20 protein-coding genes and 2 pseudogenes are annotated in these 21,201 nt (G+C 70.0%); 4 read left to right on the top strand and 18 right to left on the bottom strand.

Features of this window, described 5'->3' with window-relative positions:
- The first annotated feature begins 38 nt into the window (after positions 1-38).
- Together H4W81_RS08720 and H4W81_RS08715 are read left to right on the top strand one after the other, a co-directional pair.
- A complete protein-coding gene (locus tag H4W81_RS08720) occupies positions 39-689 on the top strand; it encodes a TetR/AcrR family transcriptional regulator (protein WP_192774323.1) in 651 nt (216 codons plus the stop codon).
- A gap of 477 nt (positions 690-1,166) precedes the next feature.
- Positions 1,167-1,388: pseudogene (locus tag H4W81_RS08715) on the top strand (helix-turn-helix domain-containing protein); the annotation flags it as partial.
- 254 nt (positions 1,389-1,642) lie between these two features.
- On the opposite strand, the gene mhpA reads toward H4W81_RS08715, so the two are convergent.
- The 5 genes from mhpA to H4W81_RS08690 are packed head-to-tail and all read right to left on the bottom strand — an operon-like array spanning position 1,643 to position 7,473.
- Entirely contained in the window at positions 1,643-3,172 is a 1,530-nt protein-coding gene (mhpA, locus tag H4W81_RS08710; RefSeq protein WP_192774321.1) for a bifunctional 3-(3-hydroxy-phenyl)propionate/3-hydroxycinnamic acid hydroxylase MhpA, read from the bottom strand.
- Complete coding sequence (locus H4W81_RS08705; RefSeq protein WP_192774320.1) at positions 3,169-3,582, bottom strand: PPOX class F420-dependent oxidoreductase; 414 nt, start codon at positions 3,580-3,582, stop codon at positions 3,169-3,171. Before H4W81_RS08705 ends, mhpA begins: the two co-directional genes overlap by 4 nt.
- Positions 3,579-5,408 (bottom strand): acyl-CoA synthetase, encoded by a 1,830-nt coding sequence (locus H4W81_RS08700; RefSeq protein ID WP_192774319.1) that lies wholly within the window; start codon positions 5,406-5,408, stop codon positions 3,579-3,581. The genes H4W81_RS08705 and H4W81_RS08700 overlap by 4 nt, the downstream gene beginning before the upstream one ends.
- Positions 5,405-6,343: a fumarylacetoacetate hydrolase family protein gene (locus tag H4W81_RS08695; RefSeq protein ID WP_192774318.1), complete on the bottom strand. Its 939-nt coding sequence runs from the start codon at positions 6,341-6,343 to the stop codon at positions 5,405-5,407. Before H4W81_RS08695 ends, H4W81_RS08700 begins: the two co-directional genes overlap by 4 nt.
- Positions 6,340-7,473, bottom strand: coding sequence for a VOC family protein (locus tag H4W81_RS08690; RefSeq protein WP_192774317.1), 1,134 nt, complete (start codon positions 7,471-7,473; stop codon positions 6,340-6,342). Before H4W81_RS08690 ends, H4W81_RS08695 begins: the two co-directional genes overlap by 4 nt.
- Positions 7,474-7,538: 65 nt before the next feature.
- On the opposite strand from H4W81_RS08690, the gene H4W81_RS46865 reads away from it, so the two are divergent.
- Entirely contained in the window at positions 7,539-7,691 is a 153-nt protein-coding gene (locus H4W81_RS46865) for a hypothetical protein (protein ID WP_225958514.1), read from the top strand.
- A 24-nt stretch (positions 7,692-7,715) separates the two neighbouring features.
- On the opposite strand, the pseudogene H4W81_RS46860 reads toward H4W81_RS46865, so the two are convergent.
- From H4W81_RS46860 to H4W81_RS08625, 13 genes and pseudogenes are all read right to left on the bottom strand, one after another.
- Positions 7,716-7,952, bottom strand: a pseudogene (locus H4W81_RS46860) (bifunctional DNA primase/polymerase); the annotation flags it as partial.
- Positions 7,903-9,123 carry an RNA polymerase sigma factor gene (locus tag H4W81_RS08680; RefSeq protein WP_192774316.1) on the bottom strand — a complete coding sequence of 407 codons (1,221 nt, stop codon included), beginning with the start codon at positions 9,121-9,123 and terminating at the stop codon, positions 7,903-7,905. The pseudogene H4W81_RS46860 and the gene H4W81_RS08680, both read right to left, overlap by 50 nt.
- A 3-nt stretch (positions 9,124-9,126) precedes the next feature.
- Complete coding sequence (locus tag H4W81_RS08675) at positions 9,127-9,480, bottom strand: YciI family protein (protein WP_192774315.1); 354 nt, start codon at positions 9,478-9,480, stop codon at positions 9,127-9,129.
- 51 nt (positions 9,481-9,531) lie between these two features.
- On the bottom strand, positions 9,532-9,798 hold the full coding sequence (locus H4W81_RS08670; RefSeq protein ID WP_192774314.1) for a DUF1905 domain-containing protein: 267 nt from the start codon (positions 9,796-9,798) through the stop codon (positions 9,532-9,534).
- A complete protein-coding gene (locus H4W81_RS08665) occupies positions 9,798-10,163 on the bottom strand; it encodes a VOC family protein (RefSeq protein WP_192774313.1) in 366 nt (121 codons plus the stop codon). Before H4W81_RS08665 ends, H4W81_RS08670 begins: the two co-directional genes overlap by 1 nt.
- A 371-nt stretch (positions 10,164-10,534) precedes the next feature.
- A complete protein-coding gene (locus H4W81_RS08660; protein ID WP_192774312.1) occupies positions 10,535-11,815 on the bottom strand; it encodes an alpha-L-fucosidase in 1,281 nt (426 codons plus the stop codon).
- A complete protein-coding gene (locus H4W81_RS08655; protein WP_225959466.1) occupies positions 11,808-13,022 on the bottom strand; it encodes an alpha-L-fucosidase in 1,215 nt (404 codons plus the stop codon). Before H4W81_RS08655 ends, H4W81_RS08660 begins: the two co-directional genes overlap by 8 nt.
- Positions 13,023-13,024: 2 nt before the next feature.
- Positions 13,025-14,152: a glycoside hydrolase 5 family protein gene (locus H4W81_RS08650; RefSeq protein ID WP_192774310.1), complete on the bottom strand. Its 1,128-nt coding sequence runs from the start codon at positions 14,150-14,152 to the stop codon at positions 13,025-13,027.
- A 1-nt stretch (position 14,153) separates the two neighbouring features.
- Positions 14,154-15,119: an ABC transporter ATP-binding protein gene (locus tag H4W81_RS08645; RefSeq protein ID WP_192774309.1), complete on the bottom strand. Its 966-nt coding sequence runs from the start codon at positions 15,117-15,119 to the stop codon at positions 14,154-14,156.
- Complete coding sequence (locus tag H4W81_RS08640; protein WP_192774308.1) at positions 15,112-16,101, bottom strand: ABC transporter ATP-binding protein; 990 nt, start codon at positions 16,099-16,101, stop codon at positions 15,112-15,114. Before H4W81_RS08640 ends, H4W81_RS08645 begins: the two co-directional genes overlap by 8 nt.
- Entirely contained in the window at positions 16,094-16,972 is an 879-nt protein-coding gene (locus H4W81_RS08635) for an ABC transporter permease (RefSeq protein ID WP_318781618.1), read from the bottom strand. The genes H4W81_RS08640 and H4W81_RS08635 overlap by 8 nt, the downstream gene beginning before the upstream one ends.
- Complete coding sequence (locus H4W81_RS08630; RefSeq protein WP_192774307.1) at positions 16,969-17,964, bottom strand: ABC transporter permease; 996 nt, start codon at positions 17,962-17,964, stop codon at positions 16,969-16,971. Before H4W81_RS08630 ends, H4W81_RS08635 begins: the two co-directional genes overlap by 4 nt.
- 4 nt (positions 17,965-17,968) lie before the next feature.
- On the bottom strand, positions 17,969-19,621 hold the full coding sequence (locus H4W81_RS08625; protein WP_192774306.1) for an ABC transporter substrate-binding protein: 1,653 nt from the start codon (positions 19,619-19,621) through the stop codon (positions 17,969-17,971).
- A gap of 80 nt (positions 19,622-19,701) precedes the next feature.
- Between H4W81_RS08625 and H4W81_RS08620 the strand changes: the two genes are divergently transcribed.
- On the top strand, positions 19,702-21,111 hold the full coding sequence (locus H4W81_RS08620; RefSeq protein WP_192774305.1) for an extracellular solute-binding protein: 1,410 nt from the start codon (positions 19,702-19,704) through the stop codon (positions 21,109-21,111).
- Positions 21,112-21,201: the final 90 nt, after the last annotated feature.

Below are 21,201 nucleotides of genomic sequence, written 5' to 3'. Positions count from 1 at the left end.
ACAGTGGACGGTGACAGCTGCGACAGGAGTGAGAACAGATGGCCGAGGCCGTACCGAGCCGCCTGGATCGGCGCAAGGCGCGCACCCGCGCCGCGCTCGTCCAGGCGGCTCAGACCTTCATCGCCGACGGCAAGACCAACGTGGCGATCCTGGAACTCACCCAGGCCGCCGACGTGGGCATGGGCTCGTTCTACAACCACTTCTCCGGCAAGGACGAACTCTTCCAGGCGGCCGTGGAAGACGCCCTGGACCGGCACGGCGCGGCGCTGGATGAGCTGACCCGCGGCATGGACGACCCGGCCGAGGTGTTCGCCTTCAGCTTCCGGCTGACCGGACGCCTGCACCGCCGCCATCCCCAGCTCAGCAAAGTCCTGCTCAACACCGGCCTGGCCATCGCCGCCTCGGCGCACGGCATTGCCCCGCGCGCCCGACGCGACATCCAAGCCGGCATCCAAGCCGGGCGCTTCACCGTGGGCGACCCGGAGCTCGCCTTGGTGATGGCCGCAGGCGCCGCACTATGCCTCGGCCAACTGCTCCACACCCAGCCCGACCGCGACGACGCCCAGGCCACCGACCAGATCACCGAAGACCTGCTGCGCACCTTCGGCATCCCCGCCGACGAGGCCCACCAAATCTGCCAACGTCCCCTGCCCGAGCTCGACCGGCTTCTCCCCAACGGCACCGCGTAGCAGTGCCCGTCGATGGCACGTGAACCCGGTCATGAGCTCAGAGGCTTCGGCGACCACATCTACGACCTGGACGCGCCGCTGGACGACGTGGAGGTCAATCTCGATCTCGGCGGGAAGACCGAGGCGGCGTGAACCTCGCCACTCGCCCCATCATGAGTCGTTGCGGACCCCGGCCAGGAGTGACGACAGTGCCACGGTGATGCCGGAGCCGCTGTAGAAGGTCTCGACCGCGTTGATGGGGGTAGGGTCCGGCGGGCCCGCGCGCTCACACTCGGCGGGGTCACGGTGGTACAGCGGGGCAGCTGTCGATGACCTACCCGCGGTGTCTCCCTCTGGGCCGGGATCGTAGGCAGGGCGTTCGCATGGGCTGCGCCGTGTGCCGGTGCTCGCCGACCACCGCTACGGCGAGATCCGGCACCTGTCCACCGCCTACGATCTGGCCAAGGACAAGCTCTACTGCCACATCAAGAGCGAGAGACGGTCTTGAAGTGGCGTCGGCGATTCCTGGCCGACCGGCTTGGCGGCTTGTCGGACGAGCCGCGTCCGGGTCGGCCGCGTCCGGTGGGCGATGAGCAGGTGGCGGACCTGATCGCGCGGACCCTGGAGAGCAAGCCCAAGAACGCCACGCACTGATCGACGCGGTCGATGGCTCAGCAGGTCGGTCTGTCGCAGTCGACGGTGTCCCGGGTCTGGCGGGCTTAGGTCCCAGCCGGGCTCGAAGTCCACCTGATCTGCGACGACTACGCCACCCACAAGACGGTGCACGCGCTGGAAAAGGACATCCGCCGCCTGGATGGCTCCTAGCGTCACAGATGAGCCGTACCGGACGGGAGCGGCTGCGGTGCGGGCCAAGGTGCTTCCGAGTCTTCAGTGCGGTCGGCGGAGAAGGGTCCCGGCCGATGCGCACAGAGTGGAGTGCTGGACACCGGATGAGGCGACCGGCCCAGCTGCTGTCAGGCGGCCGCCGAGGCCCGGGGCAGGCTCGCGCCGAGCGCCAGCGGATCACGCCCGGTGCGCAGCACTGTGCCGTCGGGGCGGACAATGACCGCGTGTGCGCGGCCTTTCCTCAGCCATCCGTGGAGTTCACTGCCCGGCCGGGCAGTGATGAGAACTGCTCCGCGCCGCTCGATTTCGGCTCGTTGCGTGGTGGACGGCTCGGTTGACGTGACGATCGCGAACCGGCCCGCGGCCACGTCGTCGAAACGCTGACCGTCGTCGAGGATCGCGTTCGGGCACAGCCTGCCAGCAAGAGTACGGCGCAGGCGTGGCCGCACCACCAGGTCCGACTGGCGCAGCGCAGGTGTCTGGCTGTCCGTAGTCAGCTCATTGAGGCCGGGCACGAGGTGCAGACGCGGAGCCACGACGCGGCGGATGACGTTGCCCAACTCGCCGCCCGCCGTCATCGCGGTGCCGAGCAGTCTCGCCAGCCCGATCATGGTGCGGGCGTGTGGCTTTCGTTCGATCTGGTAGGTGTCGAGCACGGCCTCGGGCAGGCTGCCGCCTAGCACGCCGGCGAGTTTCCAGGCGAGGTTCATCGCATCGCGGAGCCCGGCTCCCATGCCCTGGCCGATGAACGGCGGGGTGAGGTGGGCGGCGTCGCCCAGGAGGAACACCCGGCCTTCGCGCCACCGGTCGGCGACCTGCGCGCGAGAGACATAGCCCGCCGCGCGGACGATTTCCAGCTTCTCGACAGGAATCCCCCTGGTCCACGGCGAGATCAACGGATACAAGCGGGTCATCTCGCAGTAGTCGTCAGCGGCTTCGCCGGGCGCCAGCCGGAACTCCCAGCGGTGCCGGGTCTTTCCGAGGCGCATGTAGGTCGTGGGGCGGGCCGGGTCGCAGACCTGGTGCGCGCCGTTCCATTGGCCGAGGTCGGCCTCGCTGTCCACGTCGACGACGAGCCAGTGTTGCGTGAACTTCAGGTCGTGCATGACAGCGCCGGTCGACGCCCTGGTCACGCTGTTGGCGCCGTCGCAGCCCAGGACGTACGCCGCGCGGACCGAATCCCGGCTGCCCGTTGCATGGTTGGTGAAGTCGACCCGGACCCCGCTGCCGTCCTGGCTTAGCCCGGTGACCTCGATGCCACCGCGAAGGGTGACGTTCCCGTACTGCTTCAGATTCCGGCGGAGGATCGCCTCCAGCTCCGGCTGGTCGAACATCACCCCCTGGGGGTAGCCGTGCCTGCCGAGGCCGTCGCGTTGGAACTCCGCCAGTACCCGCAAGGTCGGGTCGACGAGTCGCAGGCCGCGATGCGGCCAGGCGATCGCGGCGAACTCGTCCCGGACGCCGAGGCGCGCCAGGATCCGGTAGACCTCGTCGTCGAGGGCGACTGCGCGGGGCCCCTGATAGACGGACTCCCATCGCTCGAGCACCTGGCACTTGACGCCGTACTGGCCGAGCAGGGTCGCGGCGGTCAGTCCGGTGGGCCCCGCGCCGACGATGACGACCGCCCGAGCGGTATGCGACTCACGGTGTTCGCTCATGACGTGCCCTGGAGGTAGCTGGCGCCGTAGACGCGCTCGACGATGATCTCGAGGATGACGCGGTTCATCGCGGCCAGCTCCGCATCGCTCATCGGCTCGATGCTCTGGCCGCCGATGCGGGACACGACACGTGCGGTGTCCGACCCGATGCCGGCGGTCCGGATGGTGGCGGTGCCTTCCAGCGTCACTGACGGGTACGGCGCAGCCGCCCCGATCACGCACAGGGAGGCGCGCCTGGTGCGCTGCGCGTCCCTGGCCTTGGCGCGGCCGGGTTCGGTGGAGATGAGCAGACGGCCGCCGTCCAGGGCGAAGTAGACGACCGACTGTCGCACCCCGCCGTCGGGTCGGGAGGTGGCCAGCACGCCCGCAGGATGCCGGGCGAGGAAGTCGCGGACAACAGGGTCGATCATGAGGTCACCAGCCGGTAGTTGATGGGGTAACGGTCGAGCGCGGCGGCCAGCTCCGTATCCGGGGCGATCAGGACGACCGGCCGCCCGTTTTCCAACGCGACCTCGGCCGTGCCGTGGGGGTCGAGGTCGGCGATGATGCGGCGGACGGAGTCGGCGACCAGTTCGGGTTTGTAGAGCTTGCCGACGGTCGTGGTGGGCAAGGATGCGACGATGTGCACGGCCTTGGGGGCGGCGGCCGGCTCGGGGGCGTGTGCCCGGGCCCAGGCCAGCAGGTCGTCCTCGCTGACCTGTGCGGAGACGGTCACGTAGGCGACGGGGACCTCGCCGGAGTGCGGGTCGGGGCGCCCCACGACGGCGGCGCCGCTCACGACGGGGTGCGCCAGCAGCGACTCCTCGATCGGGCGCGGGTCGATGTTGTGGCCGCTGCGGATGATGAGGTCTTTGGCTCGCCCGGTCAGATAGACGTAGCCGTCGGCGTCCACGTGGCCGAGGTCGCCGGTGACCAGCCAGCCGTCGAAGATCTTGCCGGTGGGATCGGGGCCGTCCGGGCCGAGGTAGCCGGGGAAGACCGCCGGCCCTTTGATGGCCAGCACCCCGGTCCGGCCGGGCGGGCAGTCGCCGGTCGGCCGGTCGTCGACATCCACCGTGACGGCCTTGATCTGCTGGTACGGCAAGCGCAACCCCACCGAACCCGGACGCGGCGCGAGGGCGGGAGTGCTGGCGCTGGCGCAGGTCGCCTCGGTGAGGCCATACCCCTCCAGCATCGGCACCTTGGCCGCCTCCTCGAACGCGGCGCGCACCCGGCTGGGCAGCGGCGCGGCGCCGACGACCCCGGCCCGGAGGCTGGAGAGGTCCACCTCCTCAGGGATCGGTGGCAGGTTCGCGTACACGGTCGGCACAGCGGAGAAGGCGGTGACGCGGTAGCGCTCGATGATGCGCCAGAAGTCGGCCATGAGCGTCTTGTCGCGGTAGCCGAGCGGGCCGAGGCTGGCCACGCTCGCGCCGTGCATGAACGGCGCCAGCCCGGTGACGTGCAGGGCGTTGACGTGGAACAGCGGCAGCCCGGCCAGGGTCACGACGTCGCCGCCCGCGTACGCTCCCGAGCAGCCGAGCGCCCACGCCATGTAGATCTCCATGGCGTGCGTGTGCGGAGCGATCTTCGGCGTGCCGGTGGTGCCGCCGGTGTGGAAGTAGGCGGCCAGATCCTGCGGCCCGGGCCGATGGTGAGCGATCAGCCGGTCGCCTGGCTGCTCGGCCGTGAGACGTTCGAAGTCGCCGACGCCACGAGGGACGTAGCCGGTGTCGATGGCGGCGTTGTCGCCCACCACCACCAGCGCGCGCAGGTGCGGCAGTCCCCTGGCCACGCGTAGCGCCTTCTCCCACAGTTCCCGGTTCATGCCCGATCCCGCCACGACGAGGATCTCGGCCCGGGTGAGGGTGAAGATGTCGATGATGTGATTGTCGGCCAGCATCGGGTTGACCGGGTTGGCGATGCCGACGGCCTGGGCACCCAGCAGTGCGGCGTAGGTGTCACCGGTGTTCGGCAGCAGCAGCCCTACCGTCCCGCCCGGCGCCAGCCCCAGGCTGGTGTAGAGGTTGGCGGCCTGGTGCACGCGGGTCAGCAGTTCGCCGTAGCTCCAGGTCACTTCCGGTCCCTCGCCCAGCAGGTGCAAGGCGGGCGCCTGCGGTGTGGCGGTGGCCGTACGGTGCAGCAACTCGTAGGTGGAGGCGGGCAGGTCGCGCTCGTCCAGCGGCACCGCCTCCACCAGAGGGAGGTCTTGCGGCGCCAGGATCAGGGGGCGCTCGCCCTGAGTGTGGTGCGTCATCGCGCGTACCTCACCACCGTGCGCTGGGTGCCCAGGTCGATCCCGAGGTCATCGGTGGCCACGGCGGCCTCGATGACATCGCCGTCCTGCAGGTACTTGGGGTTGCCGGCCTGGCGGTCGAAGAAGAGTTTCCACTTGAGCGCGGGCGGCAGCAGCGACGCGAGGACCCCGATCGGCTTGGGCGGCGCGGTGAGCGCGGTGCCGACGGGGGTGCCGGTCAACAGCAGGTCACCGGCGTCCAGGCGCTGGAAGCGGGTCAGCGCCTGCAGTGCCTGGACGGGCTGGTAGATCATGTCGGCGACCGTCATGTTCTGCCGGAGCTCGCCGTTGACCGACAGGCGCAGCCTCAGGTCGGCGAACCGCTTGAACTCGCCGGGTTCCAGAAGCACCAGGGTGGGGCCGACCGGGGTGAAGGTGGGGTAGGACTTGGATTCGTAGAACTGGGTCTTGAGCAGCTGCAGGTCGCGGGCGGAGATGTCGTTGGTGACGACCAGGCCCGCGACGTAGTCGGTGAGGTTGTCGGCGGTGACCGTGGTGCCGACGGGCATCTGCCGGCCGATGACGAGCCCGATCTCCACCTCGTAATCCAGCAGCCGCACGTGGGCGGGCCGGATGACTTCGTCGTAGGGTCCGCTGATCGAGCCGGAGGACTTGCGGAAGAAGGTCAGCGGGACGGTGGCGGGATTCATGCCCACGTCCTTGACATGCGAGGCGAAGTTCGTCATTTGCGCGACAACCCGGCAGGACGCCGTGACCGGTGACAGCAGGGTGAGGCTGTCGAGGGCCACCGTGTCGGAGCTGGTGGCGGCCGCGGCGATGGCCTGCCGGTCGGCCAGCAGCTGTCCGGTGGTGGTGGCCTGGGTGTCCACCTGGGCGGCGCCGGCAGGTGTGGCAACCCACCAGGCGTCGGCGGTGCGGAGGATGGAGGTGCTCATGAGCTGGCTACTTTCAGCAGGCCGCGCAGGCGGTGCAGGTCGAATTCGTTGTCCTCGCGCAGCGCGCGGACGATCCCGCGCAGCTCGCGCAGCGGCTCCCGGCCGGGTGCCAGGCCGAGGAAGTCCTTGGTCGCCGGAGGCCCCCATTGGGCCAGCCCGGAGGCGGTCATGGGCGCCCAGCCGGGTTCGAGCGTGCAGTCGAACAGGTCGCCGTCACTGAAGTGCTCGACCAGGAAGCCGTCAGGGTCGCGCCAGTAGTCGAAGATCTGGCTGCCCTGGATGTGCCGGCCGATGCCCCAGGAACGCCGGTAGCCCAGCTCGAGCAGGTGCTGGCCGCCGGCGGCCAGCGCGTCGAGATCGGCGACTTGATAGGCGGAGTGCACGTAGCGGTTGACCGGGCCGAGGGTCATCGCGAGCGTGTGATGGTCAGTGGGCGTCATGCCGCGGTCGCAGCGGATGAAGCTCATCACCGGCCCGCGTCCGCGCTGCCCCGGGTAGTAGAGGAAGTCGCTGACGATCAGGCCCAGGTGCTGCAGATACCAGTTCAGCGTTTCGATGTACCGGGTCGTCTGCATGACCACGTGCCCGAGCCGTTGCACCTTGGCCGGTGCGCGCGGCGGCCGCTGGGTGCCGTTCGTCCGCGCTGCGGCATGCCCGAAGTTGAACGTGAGCGGCACCTGGGCGGGCAGCGCGGCCAGATCGTGCGTGCCCGACACCACCCGCACCCGGTTGCCGCTCGGGTCGGGCAGGTCGACGGCGAGCCCGCCCAGGCTCTCCGGCAGCGGCGCGGCCTTCCGTCCGGTGGCCTGCGCGAGCCGGAGCACGTCGCTGGGGTCGGCCGCCTGGAAAGCCGGACCGATCAACCTCGACCGGGTCCCCTTGCGGATGAGCACGCACGGGCTACCGGCGTCGGTGCCGCGCAGGTGGAGTTCGTCCGCGGTGTGCAGCGCCGTGGTGAATCCGAAGGCGTGCGCGAACGATTCCGCGCGCTGCAGATCCGGCTTGCAGAACTCCAGCCAGGCCAGATCGTGCACCTTGATGATCGGGTTGGCCGCCCTGCCCGGGTGCTCGCCCTTCAAGGAGCCCTGCTCACTGTGCAGGCCGGCGTGCGGGTCATGGTGGTCCATCATGCGCAACCTCCTTCCACAACGCTGACACTATCGTCATTTATGAGCGTATCGTCAACATTTTGCTGATGATTTCGTCACTCCTGACGTGCGGTGCGTCCGGCCGCCGTAGCCACAGCTGGCAGGCGGGGTACGGCAAGGTCATGACGGGTCGTATCCACTACGGGGACGAGAACGGCAAGACCTGGTACCGGTTCGCCACCGTGTCGTTCGAGGGCTGATCTCCCGCGCAGGTCACGCTCGATCGCGTACGGCCGGTCGTCAACGATCGAGCCCGGCCCGATGAGGTAGCCGCCGCCGCGGCCGCCGCGACCCGGGCCGCGGGTGTCGATCCCCGGCCCGAGCGCGGTGCAGCCTCCGGACGTGCTGCCGATCGTGCAGCCCGCGGGGGCGCGGAAGTACAGGTGCAGGCCTCCGGACGGCGTGGCGCGGTTACGTGGGGAGTTCGGTGAGGCGGCGGCGCAGGTGCTCGGACTGGGGATCGTTCATCCCCAGGGTGAGCGCCTGTTCGTAGGCCGCGCGCGCCTCGGATGCTCGGCCCATGCGGTGCAGCAGTTCGGCGCGGGTGGCGTGCCACCACGGGTAGGCCGTCAGATCGCCGATGTCCTCGGCCAGGGCGAGACCTGCCTCGGGACCGTCCCGTTCGGCCACGGCCACCGCCCGATTGAGGCGGATGACCGGGGTGTCCTGAACGGTGAGCAGCACGTCGTACCAGGAGATGACCGCGTCCCAGTCGGTGTCGGCGTAGGAGGGCGCGAGTGCGTGGCAGGCCGCGATCGCCGCCTGCACCACGTAGGGGTCGGGCCGGTCAGGGGTACGGCGCAGGGCCGTCCCGACCAGCTCGACGCCCTCTTTGATCGCGGCGGCGTCCCAGCGCGTTCGGTCCTGGTCGGGCAGCAGCACCGGACGGCCCCGGTCGTCGAGGCGGGCACCGCGGCGGGCGTCGTTCAGCAGCAGGAGCGCGAGCAGGCCGAGCACGGTCGGTTCGTCGGGCATGAGCCCGGCCAGGAGCCGGGCCAGCCGGATCGCCTGCGCCGACAGCGCGACCCGGACCAGGTGCTCGCCGGCCCCCGCCGCGTACCCCTCATTGAAGATCAGATAGATCGTGGCCGCGACCCCCTTCAGCCGGCCCGGCAGTTCCTCGGCGGCCGGCACGCGGTAGGGGATCCGGGCCTGCGCGATCTTCTGCTTGGCCCGGGTGAGTCGCTTGGCCATCGTCGCCTCGGGCACCATCAGGCCACGGGCGACCTCCGCGGTCGACAGCCCGCCGAGGGTCCGTAGCGCAATCGCGACCTGGGCCTCGGTGGACAGTGCTGGATGGCAGCAGGTGAACACCAGCCGGAGGAGGTCGTCGCGGACGACCTCGGCGGGCTCCGGCACGGGGTCGAGCAACGACACGGCCTCCGCCTCCTTGTCGGCACGCCGGGCCTCCCGGCGGATGACGTCGATCGCCCGCCGCTTGGCGGTGACCGTGAGCCAGGCGCGCGGATTGTCTGGGACGCCGTCGCGCGGCCACCGTTCCAGCGCGCGGACGACGGCGTCCTGGACGGCGTCCTGGGCCAGGTCGATGTCGCCGGTGACACGGATCAGCGTGGCCAGCACGCACGCACCCTCCTCGCGCAGCAGCCGCGCCACCGTGTCACCGGCCCCCACGGGTCAGGGCTCCAGGGACGGGCGAACCGGACGGACCTCGACGGTCCCGTGCCAGGCCGCCGGGATCTTCGTGGCGATCGCGACCGCCTCGTCGAGGTCGGCGCACTCCAGCAGGTAGAAGCCGGTCAGCGCCTCCTTGGTCTCGGCGTACGGGCCGTCGCTGATGATCGGTTCCCCGCCCTTGCCGTCGGGGACGCGCACAGTCGTGGCGGTGGCAGTGGGGTAGAGCGCGTGGCCGCCTCTCAGCACGGCCTCGTGCGCCTCATCGAACGCGACGTACTCCCGCAGAGCGTCCGCGTACTCCGGCTGAGACCAGTCGACCTCGGCGGTGTAGGTGAGAGCGATGTAGGTGGGCATGGCTTTCCTCCCGGGCTTCTGGCCTATCGGCGAGAGCGGTGACCGCCTCGTTCATTTGATCCGCTCCTCCAGGAGGACGGTCACGGCGTCTCCTGCTTCCTTGCCGATCACCTTACGGATGTCGGCCCTGACGGGCAGCTTGTGCCGGCCGTCCCCCAAGGCCATGAACGAACCCTGGAACGGGTGGCCGTCGATCGTGCCGCGGACCTTCACCAGACCCCGCGTTCCGAAGTACTCGACCGACTCAGGCCAGATGAGATAGGTGTGTCCGCCCTTGTTCGGGCTCTTCTGCAGGGTGGCGGTGAACTGCTTGTTCATCACTGGGCGCGCTCCACGATGATGAGGCTGTTGCCGTCCGGGTCCCGCAGGGCGAACATGGGCGGCGCCACGCCTTCCATCCGCATGACCTCGGGGTCGATGTCGACGCCGCGCTCCTTGAGATCCACATGAGCGGCGTCGGCGTCCTGGGCGGTGAGGCGGACGCCAGTAGGCACCCCGGTGGGAACGAGCGCGATGGTCGTCGCCGTCCCGGGCGGGGCCACCTCGATCCAGCGCGCTTCTCCAAAGGGCATGTCCCGACGCTTTTCAAAGCCGAGCGTACCGACGTAGAAGTCGACCGCTCGCTCCTGATCGGTGACGGGGATCCCTACCGTTGCTACCCCGGTGATGCGGGCTCCAGGCATGACTCGCTCCTGTGGTCGGGGCCAGCGCTTCTCACTGGCCTTCACCTTAAGGACGAAGAGGCCCTGTCCGTTATGGACACTCCGCCGCGACCAATCTCAGAGGTTTCGGCCGACGCGGTGGTGGGGGCGGCTCCGCGGAGATACCGGTGCAGCGAGGTCTTGGGGATGCCCGTCTTGGCGGAGATGACGCCGAGGGAGTCGCCGCCCTGGGCTTTCAGTAGCCGGGTGGATCGCCCACACGTCCTCGAGCCGGAAGTCGCCGGCGATCTCGTGGATCCGCCAGGGATGACGGGTGTGCGCAGTGTCAGGGCTGCTCGACCGCCCCCGCAAAGACCACAGCCACTGACCCCCGGCACCGGCGGGAAGCCGCATCAGGGGTTAGGAGCCGGGGGCATCGTGAGGGAAAGGGCGAAGGCGTGCCTGGCGCGATGGCTGCCGGGCAGGCGCACGATCACCTCGCCGTCGTCGGTCTGCCAGTCCAGGGGTCCGTCATGGCCGAGCAGCCGGACGGCCTGGGGTGGCTGTGGCAGGGGCACCCGTACCTCGTCGAGATCGACGCGCAGGCCGATCGCGTAGATGGTGTCCGCGCGCCGGGTGAAGACCAGGTCGTCGGTTTCGTACGGTTCGCACGGGCGGGTGCCGTAGATCGCCTCGCCATGTGTGCCGAGCCACGCGCCGATCTCGGCCAGGCGCTCGTAGATGGTGTCAGGAAGGGCGCCGGTGTGGTCGGGGCCGAGGCCGAGCAGCAGGTTGCCGCCGCGGGCGACGATCCGGCAGAGCAGGCGCACGATCTCGCCCGCGGTCTTGTAGGTCTCGCCGGGTCCCGCGGTGTACCAGGACGGGCCGAGCGTGATGCAGCTCTCCCAGGGGAAGGGCTGGAGCTCCACGGGGACCGTCTGTTCGGGGGTGCGGTAGTCCTCCTGCGGGCCGTGCACCTCGCGGTCCACGACGAGGAGGCCCGGCTGCAGCTCGCGGGCGCGGGCGGCCAGCCGGGGCAGGTCGAGGTCCTCGCGCGGAGGCTTCACCCAGCCCGCGTCGAGCCAGAGCACGTCGACGGGGCCGTAGCCGGTCAGCAGTTCCTCGATCTGGCCGTGGGTGAAGTCGGTGAACCGCCGCCATCTGCCCGGGTCGGCGTGGTTGGCGTGCCGGTCGGGGGTGGGCAGGCCAGGCGTCCAGTAGTCGGGGTGGTGCCAGTCGGCCTTGGAGAAGTAGACGCCGACACCCAGGCCGTGGGCGCGGAAGGCGTCGAACACCTCCGCTGCGACGTCGCGGCCGAGCGGGGTGGTGGTGGACTTGTAGTCCGACAGCCTCGTGTCGTACATCGCGAACCCGTCGTGGTGCTTGGTGGTGAACACCACGTACCGCATGCCGGCCGCCGCGCAGGCCTCGGCCCACCTCTCCGGCTCGAACGCGGGCGCGTCGAAGCCCTCGGGCAGCTTCTCGTAGAACTCCCTGTACCCGTCGGGGTCGCCCTGCCAGGGCTCGGGGCGGGCCATGAAGTCCTCGCCCTCCTGGCAGAGCGTCCAGCTCTCGACGACGCCGAGGCGGCTGTAGGGACCCCAATGGATGATCACGCCGAACTTCTGGTCGCGCCACCAGTCGAGCTTGGCCAGCACGACCTGGTCCGTCGGCCACACGTACGGGCTAGTCACGGGTGTGCCTCCGGTAGACCTCCAGCTCGCCGTCGAGTTCCAGCTCGATCACCGTGCACAGCGGGTCGAGGTGCTCGTCGCCGAGGTACACGTACTCCCATCCGGGCACGTGCCCCAGGCCGCCGACCCGCTCGTGCCGTACGGCGGGGCCGCCGAGCACGCGGGCGCCGACGACCGCGTTGCGCAGGCCGCGCACCACGACGTACTCGTTGGGACGGTCGAAGACGAAGAGGTAGAGCCTGCGCCCGTCCGCGCTCACCGTGGTCGCCCCGTTGAAGTGGCCCGGCGGCAGGCCGCGCCGGGTGCCGTACACCGCCTCGGCGTGGGGGGCGATCCAGGCGCCGAGCCCGCGCAGGCGCTCGGCCTGCTCCTCGGTGATCGTGCCGTCCGCGCGTGGGCCGACGTCGAGGAGCAGGTTGCCGCCGCCGCCGATGGTCTCGGCGAAGATCCGCACGAGTTGCCGCACGGACTTGTGGTTGTCGTCGCCCGCCTGCCAGCCCCACGAGTCGTTGATGGTCAGGCACAGCTCCCACGGACCGTCCGGCGGCTCGATCGGCACCCCCTGCTCGGGCGTGGCGTAGTCGCCGTGCCCGAGCATGCGCCCGTTGACGATCACGCCGGGTTGACGGGCCTGGATGTCCTTCTTGAGCTCGTCCATGCGCCACTGCGCGGGATCGCGTTCCCAGTCGCCGTCGAACCACAGCAGGTCGGGGGCGTAACGTTCCTGCAGCTCGGCGATCTGCCCGCGGTGGAAGGCGAGGAAGCGTTCCCAGCGCGCGGGATCCTCCCGGCCTTCCTCTGGTACGGCGAAGCGGTTCTCCTTCTCCACCTCGGCAGGTCTGACGGTGGCGTAGTCGGGATGCGACCAGTCGAGGTGCGAGAAGTAGAGCCCCACCTTGAGCCGGTGACGGCGAAGGGCGTCGGCGTACTCCGCCACGACGTCCCGCCCGAGCGGCAGCTCCCACAGCGCCACGCCGTCGTGGTGCTTGGTGGTGAGCACGGCGTAGCGCGCGCCCGCCTCGGCGAACAGCGCCGCCCACGCCTCGGCGTCGAACTTCGCGGCGGTGAAGCGGTCGAGCTGCTTCATGTAGTCGGCGTAGGAGACCTGGCCGTTGAAGAACGACCACGACTCGGCCACGCCGTCGACGGCGTAGATGCCCCAGTGGACGAAGATGCCGAGCTTCGCGTCGGGAAACCACGGCTGCATGCTCACGCTGCCTCCAGCACGATCGCGGGTCTGCCGCCTTCGGCCGCCGCCCGCATCCATTTCTCGAAGAACGCGCCGCCCGGCGCGGCCGACGACCTGGTGCCGTCGAAGGCGAGCGCCGTGTCGCGCTGCACGGGGGTGTGCTCGGCCGCGGCGATCTCGGCGTAGGCGGCGGCCAGCGGTTTGGCCGAGCCGTCGTTGGCGAGCAGGCCGAGCGTGTACTCCAGCTCGGGGAAGTCCTTCAGCCGCCGGTCGACGTCATGCGAGCACCACCAGGTGAAGCCCCAGACGTTCTCGCAGGTAAGCGCATTGCGCAGGCTGGCGGTCGCGAACCGCGCCGCGTCCCGGGCCGGGACGTGCGGCTCCGGCGCGCCCAGCTCCTGCACCCAGACCGGGCGGTCGGGGTCGTCCGCGTAAGCCTTGGCCAGCTCCACCACGTACTCGGCCAGGTGGGTGGTCTGCGGCGCCAGCGGGCCGTAACGGCGGGCGCAGTCGCCGGAGAACACCCACGGGTGGACGGTGGTCATCGCGCCCTTGGTCGCGGCGGCTCGGGGCGTGAAGGGATGACCGTCGGCGTACCACACCGCGTCGTAGGCCGAGTGGACGTGCGGGTGCCCGGGGTCGCCCTCGTGGCAGGCGGCCAGCAGCGTGTCGAGCCAGGTGTCCACCTCCTCGGCGGTGACCGGGTTGTGCTCGACCAGGTTGTTCATCTCGTTGCCGATGGTCAGCCCGATCAGGTTGGGCCGGTCCTTGAGCGCGCCGGCCACCGTACGCAGCAGCTCGGCCTGGGCCGCCACCACGTCGCGGTCGGTGAAGATGTTGCGCCGGTGCCAGGTCTGCGTCCAGGCGGGATAGAAGTCGAAGCTCGACAGGTGTCCCTGCAGGACGTCGACCGCCACGTCCAGCCCCGCCCGCGCGGCGGTGTCGACGACCTTGGCGAGGTCGTCGATGGCGCTGGTCCTGATCAGCCCCCGGTGCGGCTGGAGCAGCGGCCACAGCGTGAACACCCGCACGTGGTCGAGACCGAGCGCGGCCAGGCGGTCGAAGTCGTCGCGGACGGCCCCGAGATCGAGGTCGAGCCAGTGGTGGAACCAGCCTTTCGGCGGGGTGTAGTTGGCGCCGAAGCGCACGTCAGTCTCCCTTCTCCAGTAGCCAGCAGTGCGTCCAGTGGCCGCCGGGGCGTTCGGTGCGCGGCGGGAACGCCTCCGCGCAGACGGCTCTGGCCGCTGGGCAGCGTGGATGGAACCGGCATCCGCTCGGCGGGTCGATCAGGCTGGGCGGCTCCCCCGGATCGTCGGCCTCCCCTGCCTCATCGACCGCCACGGTCCTGCCGGGGTCGGGCGCCGAGTCGAGCAGCAGCCTGGTGTAGGGGTGCAGGGGGCGGTCGGTGATCGCCTCGGCGGGTCCGCCCTCGACCATCTGACCGCCGTACATGACGTGGATCTCGTCGGCGAAGTAGCGGGCGCTGGCGATGTCGTGGGTGATGTACAGCAGGGCCACGCCGTCCTCGTCGCGCAGCCTGGCCAGCAGGTTGAGGATGTCCAGGCGGATCGAGACGTCCAGCATGGAGACGGGCTCGTCGCCCAGCAGCACCTGGGGCCGTACTGCCAGCGCCCGCGCGATCACGATCCGCTGGCGCTGGCCGCCGGACAGCTCGTGCGGGAACTTGTCCAGGTAGTCCTCGGGCGGGGTGAGGTTCACCCTGCGCAGCAACGCGGCGGCCTGCTCGGCCGTCTCGGCCCTGGTTCTGGCGTGCCCGTGCACCCGCAGCACCCTGCCCAGGATGTAGCGCACCCTGTGCACGGGGTTGAGGGCGGCGAACGGGTCCTGGAAGATCATCTGTACCTGGCCGCGGTACTCCTTGGTCGGCGTGTCGCTCCGGCCGCGCAGCCGTACCTCGCCCGAGGTGGGCGGGTAGTAGCGGGCCAGCAGCCTGGCCAGGGTCGTCTTGCCGCTGCCGCTCTCCCCCACCAGCGCGATGATGTGCCCGCGGCGCAGCCGGATCGTCGCGTTCTCCACCGCTCGGACCGCCCTTCCGCCGCGCAGCGGGAAGTGCTTGGAGACGTCGTCCGCTTCCAGGAGCAGCTCGTCAGGCATGGGCGGCCTCCTTGTGATGGAGCAGGCATGCGACCTCGTGGCCGTGGTGTTCGCGCAGCTCGGGCCGGACGCGCTCGCACTCCGGCATGCGCTCGGGGCAGCGCGGGGCGAACGCGCACCCGGTGATCGGCCTGCGCAGGTCGGGGGGAGAGCCGGGAATGCCGCGCAGCTCCCTGCGCGGGCCGTGCAGCGGGGGGAAGGAGTCGCGCAGGCCTCTGGCGTACGGGTGCAGCGGCGAGTCGTAGATCGCCCTGGCTGGGGCGAGCTCGACGATGCGGCCGCCGTACATGATGGCGATGCGGTCGGCGATCTCGATGAGCAGCGACAGGTCGTGGGTGACGAACACGACCGTGAAGCCCAGCTCGGCGCGCAGCCGGGTGATCTGGCGCAGGATCTGGCGCTGCATCACCACGTCGACGGCGGTCGTGGGCTCGTCCATGACGACCAGGTCGGGCTCGCAGGCCATGGCCAGCGCGATCGTGGCGCGCTGGCGCATGCCGCCCGACAGCTCGTGCGGATAGGCGCGCACCCGGTCGGCGGGGATGCCGACCAGGCCGAGCAGGTGCTCGGCCCGTGCCAGGGCGGCGGCCCTGCCGCCGCCTCTGTGGGCGCGGATGGCGTCGACGAACTGCGCGCCGAGCCGGTGGACGGGGTTGAGCGCGTTCATCGCGCTCTGGAAGACGATCGCCAGGTGCTCCCAGCGCAGCCTGCGCAGCTCGGGCTCGGGTACGGTCACCAGATCGACGGGCTCGCCGCCGCGCGGGTGGAAGATCGCCGAACCCGCGGTCGTGACGGCGGGCGGGCGCTGGAGCCTGAGCAGCGCGGTGATGAGCGTGGACTTGCCGCAGCCGCTCTCGCCCGCGACGCCGAGGACCTCGCCCCTGCGCAGGGTGAAGGACACGTCGGTGACGGCGCGCACGGGACCCTTGGGGTCGGCGTACTCCACGTGGAGGCCCGACACGTCGAGCAGGACGTCATTCACCGGCCATCGCCGCCTTCCTGACGCGGCGCCGTACCGACCTGGTGGCCGCGCGGAGCCTCGGGTTGGAGATCTCGTCGACGCCGAAGTTGATCAGACCGGCGGCGGTGCCGAGCAGCGCGATGCACGCGCCCGGCGGCACGAACCACCACCACGCGCCCTGCAGCAGGGCCTGCTGCTGCTGGCTCCAGTAGAGCATCGAGCCCCAGCTGGTGATGTTGATGTTGCCGACGCCGATGAACGCCAGCCCCGCGTCGGCGAAGACGGAGGCGACGACCGCGCCCAGCAGGCTCGTGGAGATGAGCGGGGCCAGATTCGGGATCAGGTCGAACACGATGATCCGCCAGCGGCTCTCCCCCGCCAGCTCGGCCGCCATCACGAAGTCGCGCCTGCGCAGCGTGAGCGTCTGCGCCCGCTTCTGCCTGGCGCCCCACGGCCAGCCGGTCAGCCCGATGATGAGCGCGACCAGCAGCCAGCCGCCGCGCCCCTGGACGTAGCTGGCGATGATGATCAGCAGCGGCAGTCCGGGGAGCACGAGGAAGACGTTGGTGAAGGCGGTGAGCAGCGCGTCGGCCTTGCCGCCCAGGTAGGCCCCCGTGACGCCGGCCAGCACCGAGAGCGTCGTGGCGATGGTGCCCGCGACCAGGCCGACCAGCAGTGAGGTACGCGCGCCGACCACGAGCTGGGCCAGCACGTCCTCTCCGGCCATGGTGGTGCCGAGCGGGTGCGCCGCCGAGGGGGGTTGAAGGGAGGCCGCGGCGTCGATCGCCGTGGGCGACAGGCCCATGGCGTCGGTGACGAAGGGGCCGACCAGCGCGGCCAGCACGAAGAAGGCGAAAACCGCGACGCCCGCGCGTACCTTGCCGTTTCTCACGCCGTCTCCCTCGCTCTCGGGTCGAGCCAGCCGTACACCGAGTCGGCCACGAAGTTGGCGGCCAGCACTGACAGCGCCACGACCAGGAACAGCGCCTGCATCAGCGGATAGTCCATGCTGGCGACGGACTGGTAGAACAGGTAGCCCACGCCCGGATAGGTGTAGACGATCTCGGCGAGCAGCGAGCCGCTCACCACGAAGCCGATCGCCGTGGCGAAACCCGCGACGCTCGGCAGGATCGCGTTGCGGGCGGCATAGGCGAACATCACCCTGCGCGGCGACAGGCCCTTGGCGGTGCCGAGCAGCACGTAGTCCTCGGCGGCCGTGGTGATCATCATGTTGCGCATGCCGAACAGCCAGCCGCCCACCGACGACAGCAGAATCGTGCCGGCGGGCAGGACGGCATGCTCGACGGCGCTGCCGACGAACTCCGCCGACAGCCCGATCGGGATGTCGTTGTCCCAGCCGCCCCCGAGCGGGAACCAGCCGAGGGTGGAGCTGAAGAACAGCACCGACAGCAGCGCCACCCAGAAGAACGGCAGCGAGCCGAGGAAGGTGGACAGCGGCGAGGCGACCGAGTCGAAGATCGACCCGGGCCTCGCCCCCGCCACGACGCCGAGCGCGGTGCCGATCAGGAAGGCCAGCACGGTGGTGGTGCCGACCAGCGTGAGCGTCCACCAGATGCCGCTGCCGATGACCTCGGAGACCGGGGTCGGGTAGTAGGCCGTGGACACCCCGAGGTCGCCTCGGGTGAGCTGGCCCAGGTAGCTGAGGTACTGCCGCCAGAGCGGCTCGTCCGGCGCGCCGAACAGCTGCTGGATGCTGCGGACCTGATCGGGCGTGAGCTGCTGGGTCCTGGACATCTGCGCGATGATCGCGTCCGCGGGATCGCCTGGCATCAGCCGGGGCAGCAGGAAGTTGAGCGTGATCGCCACCCAGGCGGCGGCCAGGTAGAAGCCGACCCGGCGGACGAGAAACCTCAGCCAGAGCATGGCGCTACTTCGTGCCCGCGGGACGCAGGCCGAGGACGACCTGGATCATGTCCGGCGGTCCGGCCCACGGCGCGGGGATGGCGTAAGGGTTGGACGCGTCGGGCCAGCCCTCCCAGTCGCGGGTGCTGTACTCGGCGGAGGCCCCGATGTTGATCAGCGGCGCCATCGGCACCTCGTCCACCATGATCTTCTGCAGCTTGTTGATCAGGGACTTGACCTCGGCCGGGTCCGCGGTGCCGGCCACCTCGGCGAGGAGGTCGTCGGTCGCCTTCACCTTGTAGTGACCGAAGTTGGCCCACTTGCCGGCGTTCTTGCTCTGGAGGATGTCGTAGTAGAAGCTGTACGGCGTCTGCCCGCCGTAGACCGCGCCGCCGGTGATGACGTCGAAGTCGGCCTTCTCCTTGGCCGCGTTGTGCTGCGCCATCGGGATCGGACGAACGTTCACCGTGATGCCCAGCTTGCCGAGCTGCTGTGCGATGATCTTGTCACGCTGCACGGCGTCACCGAAGTCGGAGACCTCGACGATGTCGAAAGCGAACGGCTCGCCGTCGGGGCCGACGACCTTGTCGCCTTCCTTCTTGTATCCGGCCTGCTCGAGCTCGGCCATCGCGGCGGCCAGGTCGGCCTTCGGCTGCACCAGGTTCGCGTACTCGGGGGCGATCCAGTCCTTCATCGACTCCTGGTCGAGGCCGGTGGCGTTGATCGGGTGGAACATGCCGGGGTTGCCGATGTCGGCGATCTCCTGGCGGTCGAGCGCGAGCGAGATCGCCTTGCGCACGTGCACGTTGTCGAACGGCTTACGGGTGAGGTTGAAATAGACGAACAGCGCGCCGTACGTGGGATACCAGGCGTGGTGGAACTTCGGGTTCACGTCCACGTAGGTCTTCTTGACGTTGGGCACCGCGCCGCCGCTCCAGGCGATCTCGCCCGACAGCAGCTTGGGCAGGGTGCCCGTGCCGCCGGAGACGACCGGCATCTTCAGCGTCCTGACGGGGACCTTCTGCTTCCAGTAATCGTCGCGCGCGGTGAAGGTGAGCTGCTGCGCGGCGAAGCCGGTCAGCTTGTAGGGCCCGCTGCCGACGGGATCGGGGTTGGTCCACTTGGCAGGGTCCTGGTCGGCCCAGATCTTCTTCGGGACCGGCCTGGTCGCGCCCACGGAGCTGACGAGGGTGTAGGCGGGCTTGGCGAAGGTGATCACCACGGTCTGCGGGTCGGGCGTGGCCACCGACTCGTACTCGAACCTGCCCAGATCGTGCTTCCTGGCGAAGTCGAGCGTGAACGCGACGTCCTCGCTGGTGAGCTTGGAGCCGTCACTCCAGTTGGCTCTGGGGTCGAGATGGATCGTGAGCTTCTTGCCCCCGTCGGTCAGGTCGTACTTGGTGGCGAGCCACGGCACGAACTCCCCGCCCTTGAGGATGTTGAACGAGAATAGCGACTCGTACTGGAAACCCATGGTTCCCTGGGTCGCCGTCGGCGAGAACGGGTTGAAGTTGCGCTGGATCGTGGTTCCGGAGAAGCCCATGTCGATGACGAGCGTGTCGCTCTTGGCAGCCGCTCCCGCGGGCTTGCCGGCGACGGCGCCTCCGCCGCTACAGGCGGCCACGGCCGCCGCCAAGGACAGGGCAAATGTGCCGGCGAGAAGTTTTCGGAGCTTCATGGGGGGTGACTCCTGCCCTAGACATCCGAGTTGCGGCGACAATAATGACAAAATGCTCGTCTCATCAAGAGGGGAACGTGATGGAGCTTTACCGTCAGCTCAAGGAGCGGCTGCTGGAGGAGGTGCGATCGGGCCGCTACGGCTCCGACGGCCGACTCCCCACCGAGCACGAGCTCTGCGAGCTGTACGGCGTGAGCCGCACCCCTGTCACCAGGGCGTTGTCGGAGTTGGCCGACGAAGGGGTGGTGATCAGGCGCAGGAAGCTCGGCACCTTCGTCAACCCCGAATGGCTGAACGACACCTCGCTGCCCGAGCTCGTCGTCATGGGCGCGGGTCTGCCGTGGGCGGCGCAGATGCGGCAGGCGGCCGGCCAGGGGATGCGGCTGGACGTCCGGACGCCGCCCCTGCAGGAGCTGCATGACAAATTCCTGAAGTCGGTGGCCGAAGGAAACGGCCCCGACCTGGCCGTTCTCGACTCGGTGTGGGTGGCCGAGTTCGCCAGGGCGGGCTTTTTGACACCGCTGAACGAGCTCGACCCCGACTGGGTGGCAGACGAGCACGACGCGGACTTCCTGCCGCCCTTCGCGGGGGCCTACCGGCAGGGCGGGGACACGATGGCCGTGCAGGCGCCCGCGGACGTGACCGGGCTGTGGTACCGGCGGTCCGCGCTGCGCAGGGCAGGGCTTCCGCCGCCTTCGACGTGGGAGGAGCTGCACTCGCTCGGCAGGGCCCTGGCCGCCGACCGGCCGCCCGGCGGTCACGTCCTCGTGCTGCCCGGCGGGCACGCCGCGGCGGAGACCACCACCTACGCGCTGGTGACACTGCTGGCGGCCAACGGGGCGTCGGTCCTGTCGGAGAGCGCGGTGACCCTCGACAGCCCCGCCACCGTGGAGACGCTGAGGTTCCTTCGCAGGATGCTGGACGACGGCGTGATCCTGCCCGAGGTGGTCAACCACACGATGGACCGGCCCGCCCAGCTGTTCGCGACCGGGCAGGCCGACCTCTGCGTCGGAGCCAGTTATCAGGCCGCCGACCTGGCCGAATGGGCAGGCGTCGGGCTCGACCGGCTCTACGACGAGTTCGGGTTCGTCCGCATGCCGAGGGGACCGCACGGACGCTCGGCCGTGCTGTGCGGCGGCATGGCGTACACGATCCCGCGCCAGGCCCGCCATCCCGAGCTGGCGATGCGGCTGCTGAAGGCCGCGGTCGCGCCCGACGCGCTGGTCGCGCTCTGCCTGGAGACGGGGCAGCTGCCGCCGCGCCGCTCCGCGCTCGAGCGGATCTCGCTCGTCTCGCCCTTCCACGCCGAGACGGGCGCCAGGCTCGAACACGCGGTCCTGCGGCCGTCGAGCCCGGTCTACGCGCTGGTCTCGAACCGCCTGCAAGCCATGGTCGCCGAGGTGCTGACCAGGCGGCTCGAGCCTGACGCGGCGGTCACCAGGGCGGCCGACATGATCAGCGCGATCACCGGGTTGCCTCAGGGGTCTTGACGTCATGCCGCGTGGCAGCCCATTTTGTTACTCGTTGAGTGACAAAACATCGGGAGCGTCATGCGCATCAGCCGGGTCGAATCATCGGAT

The sequence above is a fragment of the Nonomuraea africana genome (assembly GCF_014873535.1).
Classification (GTDB): Bacteria; Actinomycetota; Actinomycetes; order Streptosporangiales; family Streptosporangiaceae; genus Nonomuraea; species Nonomuraea africana.
The sequence above is the reverse complement of the archived record's forward strand: the minus strand, read 5'-3'. Positions and strand labels throughout refer to the sequence as shown.